A 9,176-nucleotide genomic window follows, 5' to 3' on the forward strand; every position below is an offset into this window, starting at 1 on the left:
AATCGGGGCCTTTCATCAGCTCCATGAGATCATCAACACTGCAGTTCGGCGAATCGATCCGCTTGATGACGGCGTCGATGACTTCTCCTAGATGGTGCGGCGGGATATCTGTCGCATATCCGGCAGATATCCCCGTCGATCCGTTTACAAGCAGATTCGGAAACATCGCTGGTAGGACGACCGGTTCCTTGCTTGTATCATCAAAGTTCGGAACAAACTCAACCGTCTCTTTATCGATATCGCGCAAAAGCTCTGAAGCGATCGGTGCGAGTCTCGCTTCCGTATAACGCATTGCAGCCGGCGGATCGCCGTCAATGCTGCCGTTGTTTCCGTGCATTTCGATCAAGACGTTGCGGACCTTCCAGTCTTGGCTCATCCTCACCATCGCCTCGTAGACCGAACTGTCCCCGTGCGGGTGATAGTTCCCGATCACATTACCGACCGTTTTTGCGGCTTTGCGGAAGTTTTTATCATGTGTGTTTCCTTCCGCATGCATCGCGTATAAAATCCGCCTCTGCACCGGCTTCAGCCCGTCCCGTGCATCGGGAAGCGCCCGTTCCTGAATGATGTATTTGCTGTATCGGCCGAAACGGTCGCCGATCACGTCTTCCAATGGTAAATCATGATAAATCTCTGGCTGTGCCATTTATTTAAACCTCCTCAGCGACCGATAGGTTCTCGTTTTCTAAAATGTTGCTTTCTTCATCAAGCCCGAAAGCGACATTTTTCTCAATCCATTTTCTTCGCGGTTCAACTTTGTCTCCCATTAATGTCGTGACACGCCGTTCGACGCGGGCCGCATCATCAATTTTAACCCTGACGAGCGTTCTTGATTCTGGATTCATTGTCGTTTCCCAAAGCTGATCCGCGTTCATTTCTCCGAGACCTTTATAGCGCTGTATCGTATATCCTTTTCCGACTTTTTTCAAAACATCGTCCATTTCTTCATCAGACCATGCATATTCGATGATTTCTTTTTTGCCCGATCCTTTGCTCACTTTATAAAGCGGCGGAAGTGCGATAAACACTTTTCCGTGCTCGATCAACGGCTTCATATAGCGGTAGAAAAAGGTCAGCAGAAGCACTTGGATATGGGCGCCGTCTGTATCGGCATCCGTCATGATGATCACTTTGTCATAGTTGATGTCTTCGATGTCAAAATCAACGCCGACCCCTCCGCCGATCGCATGAATGATCGTGTTGATTTCTTCATTTTTGAAGATGTCGGCAAGTTTCGCTTTTTCTGTATTGATGACCTTTCCGCGGAGCGGCAGGACGGCCTGGAATTTCCGGTCCCTTCCCTGTTTCGCCGAACCGCCGGCAGAATCCCCCTCAACTAAGTACAATTCGTTTTTGGCCGGGTTTCTCGACTGTGCCGGCGTCAGTTTGCCGCTTAGAGTCGCTTCCGATTTCTTTCTCTTTTTTCCGCTTCTCGCTTCTTCTCTCGCTTTTCGGGCGGCTTCCCTTGCCTGTGAAGCTTTGATTGCCTTTTTAACGAGCAGTGTCGCGGTTTCCCTGTTTTCTTCAAGGAAATAAGCGAGCTTCTCAGAGACGATGGCGTCAACTGCTGATCTAGCTTCGCTTGTTCCGAGCTTGCCTTTTGTCTGTCCTTCAAACTGCAGAAGCTCTTCCGGGATGCGCACAGATACAATCGCTGACAGCCCTTCCCTGATATCAGTGCCCTCTAAGTTTTTGTCCTTTTCTTTTAAAAGGGCAACCTTTCTCGCATACTCATTGAATGCTCTCGTCATCGCCGTTTTGGCGCCGGACTCATGAGTCCCCCCGTCTTTCGTTCTGACATTGTTGACGAAGGACAGAATGTTTTCAGAGTAGCCGTCATTAAATTGAAACGCGAAGTCAACTTCGATTCCGTTGTGTTCGCCTTCAAATGAAACCACTTCACAAAAGGCGTCTTTTTCTTCATTCAAATAAGCGACGAAAGCTTCGATCCCATTTTCATAGTAAAACGTTTCTTTCGTTTGATGGCGTTCGTCAATCAATTCAATTTTTAATCCTTTTAATAAAAAGGCTGATTCTCTCAGTCGTTCTGAAAGCGTTTCAAAGTTATAGGTCGTCGCGCTGAACATCTTTCGATCCGGCTTGAAATGAATCAGGGTGCCGGTTTTTTTTGTCGTTCCGATTTTATCAAGGGATGTCACCGGTTTACCGCCGTTTTCAAAACGCTGCTTGTAGACATTGCCATCCCGTTCGATCGTGACCGTCAGCCATTCAGACAAGGCGTTGACAACGGATGCTCCGACTCCATGAAGGCCTCCGCTCGTTTTATAGCCGCCTTGGCCGAACTTACCTCCCGCGTGGAGGACAGTCAAAATAATTTCAGGAGTCGGTTTGCCGAGCTTATGCATTCCTGTAGGCATTCCCCGGCCTCTGTCTTGCACCGATATGCTGTTATCTTTATGTATTTTTACTATAATGTGATCTCCATGGCCCGCCAGGACTTCATCGACGGAATTATCGACGATTTCATAAACGAGATGGTGCAAGCCGCGGCTGTCTGTTGAGCCGATGTACATGCCAGGGCGTTTTCTGACCGCTTCAAGGCCTTCGAGCACCTGTATGGAATCATCATTATAGTCAACCTGCTGTTTTTTAACCAAATGCATAAACCCCTTTCAAAAATCAAACATTGCTTATAAAGAATAATACACACTCTGACATGTAAATCAAAGTGTATCCGCTTCTTTTCTTTAGATCTCATCAAACATTGTCAGAAAATAGTAAAATCCGTACCGATTTAAGCACAGACGTTATTTTACACGAATGAATCGATACAACACAAGATTGTCTAAATGTATTTGGAAAATCATTCTTAAAAAAAACTGTCCATGACTTATTGTATCTGTTTCACAATAAATCGCAAACATATTCTCGCATAAAAAAGACAAAAACCCTTGTTTTTTCAAGGATTTTTGTCTTTTTTATGCCGATTTGGTTAATGCATGGGCCACTTTTATGCACAAATCCATCACCACTGTAAAGCCTTTTTCATGCAGAAGCTGATAAGCATCCTCATTGACGAGCCCCTGCTGCGCCCAAAATACGTCAGCGTCTATATCTAAAAATTCCTTTGCCACATCCAAAAGATGCTCAGATCTTCTAAACACATTGACAATATCGACATGCCCCTCAATATCCTTTAATGAAGCTACAGCCTTTACTCCGAGCACTTCATCGATCGTCGGATTGACCGGGATGATTTCATATCCTGCCTCCTGCATCGCCTTTGATACCATATAAGACGTTCTCTCAGGATTGTCGGAAAGGCCGACCACCGCTATTCGTTTGCTGTTCTCAAGTATGTTTTTGATTTCCTGTTTAGATGGATTTTCCATGCCGCTCACTCCTTTTATGTTCAGTTTACATGAAAACAGACGTGAGAATCAAAATTTTAATATGATTGCAGCGCATTATCTTGTATGATATATACGGTACATAAAAACAAAAGCCCTCATGAAAAGTTCCTCTCATGTTAAAATAAAGAGAAGGGATCATTCAAAAAGGAGAAATGAAATGTTAATTGCTTTATTATTTATTTTAGCCTATCTACTCGGCAGCATTCCGTCTGGCTTAATTGTCGGAAAGGCAGCCAAAGGAATCGATATCAGAGAACACGGCAGCGGCAATCTGGGTGCCACCAACGCATTCCGGATACTTGGCGTAAAGGCGGGCTCAATCGTCATTGCTGCCGATATTTTAAAAGGGACGCTTGCCGCCTTTCTGCCCATTATTCTGCACATCGGCGTTCACCCGCTATTGGCCGGTGTAGCCGCAGTCGTCGGGCACATGTTCCCTGTTTTTGCAAAATTTAAAGGCGGAAAAGCTGTCGCTACCTCTGGAGGCATATTATTGTGCTATCAGCCTCTATTGTTTGTCACGATGATTGCAGTGTTTTTTCTGTTTCTGTATATCACAAAGTATGTATCGCTTTCTTCCATTTTAACCGGCCTGTATACAACGATTTACAGCCTGTTCACAAAAGACATCTTTTTGGTGGCAGTCGTTGTCGTTCTGACGGCGTTTGTCGTATACAGACACAGAACGAACATTAAGCGCATTATCAATAAAACCGAACCTAAAATAAAATGGATGTCAGGCAAAAACTAAAAACTCCCACGAAGATGTCCTGAACCCGGAACATTATATTTTCATGAATCACCCAAATCATTATATACTATGATAGAAAGCAGCATATGTGAAATGAATGATAAAGGAGAGTGCTTGCTCGTGAATTTGAAAATTAATGAAGAGGCGCTTAATTGGTACAAAGATGAGCTTGATTTGAAAAAAGGAGATCAGGTTCGCTTCTTTGTCCGTTATGGCGGATGCAGCAATGTTCAAAAAGGCTTCTCCCTTGGCGTTTCAAAAGATGAGCCTCAGCAAATCGGGGCGAGTGCAGAAGCAGACGGCATCACATTTTTTGTCGAAGAAAGCGATATTTGGTATTTTGACGGCCATGATTTGCGTGTCACCTATAATGAATCATCTGAAGAACCGGCTTTTGAATATCAGTAAAATAAAAAAAGAACGCGGCTAAAGCGTTCTTTTTTTTGCCTGTTTTCATGTCTTTATTTCTGTTCAAGCCGAAACCGTTTGATATGACTAAAGACCTTTTCTTCTTTTAAAATCTCGACTTGCTTTTTTCCCATTAAATCAAAATGGGGAAACTTGCTTCTTTTATGAATCCATTCTTCTTTTAAACCATGCTTTTTTCCCCAAGCTGCAAGCTTTTCAATGTTTTGACAGCCTGCTTTTGTCACGGTTCGGGCATCCGGAAACCTGTCATCGATCCAATAGTGCGTGAGAAATGCAATGTCACCGTTTAAAACGGCCTGTTTCCATTCCTCCAGCTCTTTCCTGTTAATTCCAAAGGCCATTTACTTTTTGGCCTCTTCATACGCCTGATGCCACTTTGGATAAAGCTTCCGGAATTGAAGCGGTTTAAAACTGTCCTGGTCAACGCAAATATGGGAGGTTGTACCTTTTACAGCCGTTTCTCCGGCGGAATTTAAGATTTCATAACCGTAGACTGTTTTAAATCCATTGTAATCTTCGATCCATGTATGTACCATCGCTGTTTCTCCATAGCGCAGCGGTTTGACGTAGCGGACATTGACATCTACGACAGGCGAAAGCACACCGTCTTTTTCCATTTCAGCGTAGGAAAAACCGAGCTCTTTAATTAAAGCCGTTCGGCCTACCTCCATCCAAATCAGGTAATTTGCATGATAGACAACACCCATTTGATCTGTTTCAGCATAGCGAACTTCTATTTCTTTTTTTGAAACGTACAAATTCCCTCTACTCCCTTTTACAAAATGTATATTCCATTTTAGCACAAGCCCTAGGCAAAAACACGGCAGGGAGCTTCAGGAGGAAAGACGATGCAAAAAAACCAGGTTGCCCTGGTTTATTGATCATATCCTCTTTTTCTTGCTTCTGCTTCGTCATGAATTTCACTGCGCATTGCTTCAATGCTTTCATTCCGATGTTCATTTTTTTCCCGGATTTGCTGCTGTTCTGCATCGCTTGCAAATGACAGCTGTTCTTCAGATTCCTCAATGTTTTCGATCGTATTCTGAACCATATCCTGAAGCTTTTCAACGTTGTCAGACCTGTCATCCGGATGATGCTGCTGCTTTTCTGTCAACTGAATCTGCCTCCTTTTCAAACATTATTCGCCTTTTGTCTGCATAATAATCGGTGTTTCTCCTGATTTATCATGCATTTTTTTGCCTTTGTTCCGCTTATATTCAACCGGCTTAGTCCCCAGATGGCTCGGGGCAAATTTCGCTTGTTTGTCATGCTCTCTCGGCATGTCCATCCCTCCTTTTAAGAATTAGGATTCTCAAAAAGAGGCGTAAACATGAATCGATTTTTTCAAAAGTCACTTCAGTTTAAATTTCTCTTCAAGCTTATCCTCAAGCTGATCAAGGAACTCCTGATTGGTCAAAAGTTCTTTCTTATTTTCTGAGACCAGTTCTTCAAATGTACGCCGTTTTGCTTTTTTCATTTCGAATCACCTCCAGCTTGTTTTCATTTTCGCCATTTTTTGGACAATATAAGCAAAAAGCCGGGATTTTTTACAATCCCAGCTTTTCTTCCATATCTTTTTTGGTCATGGTTCCTAAAACGATGTCTTCAATGATGCCGTTTTCATCAATTACATATGTCGTCGGATAAGAAAAAATTTCGTACTTTGCATTAATGCCTTCTTGATCGAGAACGATTGGAAAAGTTAGGCCATGCCTTTCGGCGAATGTTTCCACCGCCTGCTGATTTTTCTCAGATGAGGTGAAATTAACGGCTAAAACGGTGATATCTTGATGTTCGTTTTGAAGTTCTTCCATCGCAGGCATTTCGATTTGGCAAGGTTTGCACCATGTCGCCCAAAAATTCAGCAGCACTTTCCTGCCTTTAAAGTCGGACAATGAGACGTCTTTTCCGCTTTTTAGTGATGAAAGCGTAAAATCCGGCGCTTTGTCCCCTTTTTCAATACCGATTTCAGCTTCCTTTTGCACTGCAAAATTCCAGACCGCAACACCGACCAGGAAAAGCAGGAAGGTTGCAGCCAGCATTTTTTTCATCATCGACATCCTCCACATTCAGGAATTATGCTGACAAAAAGAAGAGAAAGCTCTAAGCTGCTCTCTCTTCCTCATCCGGCTACTGTTTCATTTTATTGCGGAGCACCATTTGCAGGATTCCGCCGTGGCGGTAATAATCAATTTCCACTTCACTGTCAAACCGGACAACAGCTTCAAATGATTTCACCGTACCGTCTTCAGCAATCGCTCTTACTTGAACAAGATCGCGAGGGCGAACCGTTTCATTAACGTCCACTTCAATCGTTTCTTTTCCAGTCAATCCGAGCGTTTCAGCGTTTTCTCCTTCTTTAAATTGCAGCGGAAGAACGCCCATTAAGACAAGGTTGCTTCTGTGGATTCTTTCAAAGCTTTCGGCGATGACTGTTTTAATGCCGAGCAGGTTTGTTCCTTTGGCCGCCCAGTCGCGTGAAGATCCCATTCCGTAATCTTTTCCTGCAACGACGATCAGACCTGTGCCTTCTTCCTTGTACTTCATGCAGGCATCATAAATGGACATGACCTCTCCGGTCGGCCAGTAAGTAGTATATCCGCCTTCTGTACCAGGCGCGATCTGGTTTTTGATTCTGATATTGGCGAAGGTTCCTCTCATCATGACTTCATGGTTTCCGCGTCTTGAACCATATGAGTTGAAGTCTCTAGGTGAAACGCCTTTTTCCTGCAGATATTTTCCGGCCGGTGTATCTTTGCCGATCGCTCCCGCCGGAGAAATATGGTCTGTTGTGACAGAATCTCCGAATTTGCCGACAACGCGCAAGCCTTTCAACGGTTCAACCGTACCAGGCTCAACTGACAAGTTCTCAAAGAATGGCGGGTTTTGGATGTAAGTAGACTCTTCATCCCATTTATAAAGGGCTTCATCTGTTGTTTCAATCGCATTCCAGCGTTCATTGTCATCAAATACGCGCTCATATTCTTTTCTGAACAGCTCAGGTGTTACAGTTTGCTTCACGACAGAGTTGATTTCGTCCATCGTCGGCCAAATATCGTTGAAGTAAACGTTTTGTCCGTCTTTATCGACGCCGATCGGTTCATTTTTCAAATCAATGTCAACCGTACCTGCCAATGCATATGCGACGACAAGTGGCGGAGACGCCAAGTAATTTCCTTTGACAAGCGGATGAATCCGACCTTCAAAGTTGCGGTTTCCGGAAAGAACAGACGTAATCAGCAGATCGTTTTCCGCGACCGCGTTTTCGATTTCCGGAGCGAGCGGGCCGGAGTTTCCGATACAAGTTGTACAGCCGTATCCAACGATATTAAATCCAAGATCGCGCATGTATGGAAGCAGACCTGAATTGACCAAGTAGCCCGTTACGACTTTAGAACCCGGTGCAAGGGATGTTTTCACGTAATTTGGCACTTTTAAGCCTAATTCCACTGCTTTTTTGGCGACAAGGCCGGCTCCGATCAGTACATACGGATTTGACGTATTCGTACAGCTTGTAATCGCCGCAATGGCAATCGCACCCGTTTTCATGACGGCTTCTTCACCGTTTTCAAGTGTAAACTTGATTTCTTTGTCGGCTTCAGCCGCATCCGCGCCAAATCCCTGGTTTCCGGCAGGGCTGGCCAAATGCTTGTGGAACGTTTCTTTCATATCAGTCAGCGGAATTAAATCCTGAGGACGCTTCGGACCTGAAAGATTCGCTTCGACTGCCGACAAGTCAATTTCAACGACGTCGGTAAACACAGGGTCTTGCTGATCAGGTGTGTAGAACAATCCGTTTTGGCGGCAATATTCTTCCACAACTGCGATTTGCTCTTCATCACGGCCTGTTAGGCGCATGTATTCCAATGCTTCTCCATCTACCGGGAAGAATCCGCAAGTCGCGCCGTACTCCGGAGCCATGTTGGCAATTGTCGCCCTGTCGGCAAGCGGAAGCTCGGCTACACCCGGTCCAAAGAATTCAACAAATTTGCCGACAACGCCTTTTTCACGAAGCACCTGCGTCACTTTCAGCGCAAGGTCTGTCGCTGTTGTTCCGTTTGGCAGCTTTCCGACGAGCTTAGCGCCGATGACTTCAGGTACAGGGAAATAAGAAGGCTGTCCAAGCATTCCTGCTTCAGCTTCAATTCCTCCGACACCCCATCCGAGAACACCGATGCCGTTGATCATCGTTGTATGAGAATCTGTTCCGACGAGTGTATCCGGATATGTGACGATTTCGCCGTCATCTTCGACAGCATGAACGACATTTGCCAAATACTCAAGGTTAACCTGGTGAACAATTCCCGTAGCAGGAGGAACAGCCTGGTAGTTATTAAACGCTTTCTTTGCCCAGCTTAAAAATTTATAACGCTCTGCGTTTCTTTCAAATTCAAGATCCATATTAATGGTCAATGCATCTTCAGTTCCGGCTTTATCAACCTGTACAGAGTGGTCGATGACAAGGTCAACCGGAATTTCAGGATTAATTTTATCAGGATCTCCGCCGACTGAATCCATCGCTTTTCTTAACGAAGCAAGATCTACAACGGCAGGAACACCGGTGAAATCCTGCAAAATAACTCGGGAAGGTTTAAAAGGAACATCAAGGTCTTCTAATTCAG

General features: G+C 44.6%; 12 protein-coding genes. 2 read left to right on the plus strand and 10 right to left on the minus strand.

What is annotated here, in order from left to right; all coding sequences use genetic code 11:
• From BTA30_RS21865 to BTA30_RS21875, 3 genes are all read right to left on the minus strand, one after another.
• On the minus strand, window positions 1-646 hold a 646-nt coding region (locus tag BTA30_RS21865), incomplete at its 3' end, for a DNA gyrase subunit A (RefSeq protein WP_275667435.1).
• Between the two features lie 4 nt (window positions 647-650).
• Window positions 651-2,618 carry a DNA topoisomerase IV subunit B gene (gene parE, locus BTA30_RS21870; RefSeq protein WP_076764113.1) on the minus strand — a complete coding sequence of 656 codons (1,968 nt, stop codon included), beginning with the start codon at window positions 2,616-2,618 and terminating at the stop codon, window positions 651-653.
• Between the two features lie 321 nt (window positions 2,619-2,939).
• Window positions 2,940-3,353, minus strand: coding sequence for a CoA-binding protein (locus BTA30_RS21875; RefSeq protein WP_076764116.1), 414 nt, complete (start codon window positions 3,351-3,353; stop codon window positions 2,940-2,942).
• Between the two features lie 178 nt (window positions 3,354-3,531).
• Between BTA30_RS21875 and plsY the strand changes: the two genes are divergently transcribed.
• A complete protein-coding gene (plsY, locus tag BTA30_RS21880) occupies window positions 3,532-4,125 on the plus strand; it encodes a glycerol-3-phosphate 1-O-acyltransferase PlsY (RefSeq protein WP_076764118.1) in 594 nt (197 codons plus the stop codon).
• A gap of 120 nt (window positions 4,126-4,245) precedes the next feature.
• Complete coding sequence (locus BTA30_RS21885; protein WP_076764121.1) at window positions 4,246-4,533, plus strand: HesB/YadR/YfhF family protein; 288 nt, start codon at window positions 4,246-4,248, stop codon at window positions 4,531-4,533.
• Window positions 4,534-4,586: 53 nt separating this feature from the next.
• Here BTA30_RS21885 and BTA30_RS21890 read toward each other — a convergent pair whose 3' ends face one another.
• The 7 genes from BTA30_RS21890 to acnA all read right to left on the minus strand — a co-directional run.
• Window positions 4,587-4,895: a hypothetical protein gene (locus BTA30_RS21890; protein ID WP_076764123.1), complete on the minus strand. Its 309-nt coding sequence runs from the start codon at window positions 4,893-4,895 to the stop codon at window positions 4,587-4,589.
• The gene (locus tag BTA30_RS21895; protein ID WP_076764125.1) at window positions 4,896-5,312 is read right to left on the minus strand and encodes a YbgC/FadM family acyl-CoA thioesterase; all 417 of its coding nucleotides are present in this window, start codon (window positions 5,310-5,312) and stop codon (window positions 4,896-4,898) included.
• A gap of 116 nt (window positions 5,313-5,428) precedes the next feature.
• Window positions 5,429-5,668 (minus strand): small acid-soluble spore protein Tlp, encoded by a 240-nt coding sequence (gene tlp, locus BTA30_RS21900; protein ID WP_076764127.1) that lies wholly within the window; start codon window positions 5,666-5,668, stop codon window positions 5,429-5,431.
• Window positions 5,669-5,692: 24 nt separating this feature from the next.
• Window positions 5,693-5,836, minus strand: a complete 144-nt coding sequence (locus tag BTA30_RS21905) for an acid-soluble spore protein N (RefSeq protein WP_006637039.1) — start codon at window positions 5,834-5,836, stop codon at window positions 5,693-5,695.
• Window positions 5,837-5,905: 69 nt separating this feature from the next.
• Window positions 5,906-6,031: an FbpB family small basic protein gene (locus tag BTA30_RS21910; RefSeq protein WP_076764129.1), complete on the minus strand. Its 126-nt coding sequence runs from the start codon at window positions 6,029-6,031 to the stop codon at window positions 5,906-5,908.
• A 70-nt stretch (window positions 6,032-6,101) separates the two neighbouring features.
• On the minus strand, window positions 6,102-6,608 hold the full coding sequence (locus BTA30_RS21915) for a redoxin domain-containing protein (RefSeq protein ID WP_076764131.1): 507 nt from the start codon (window positions 6,606-6,608) through the stop codon (window positions 6,102-6,104).
• 76 nt (window positions 6,609-6,684) lie between these two features.
• Window positions 6,685-9,176: aconitate hydratase AcnA (gene acnA / locus BTA30_RS21920; protein ID WP_076764133.1), on the minus strand; the 2,492-nt coding region annotated here is incomplete at its 5' end.

Origin of the sequence: Bacillus swezeyi (assembly GCF_001969815.1) — a bacterium.
Taxonomy (GTDB): Bacteria; Bacillota; Bacilli; order Bacillales; family Bacillaceae; genus Bacillus; species Bacillus swezeyi.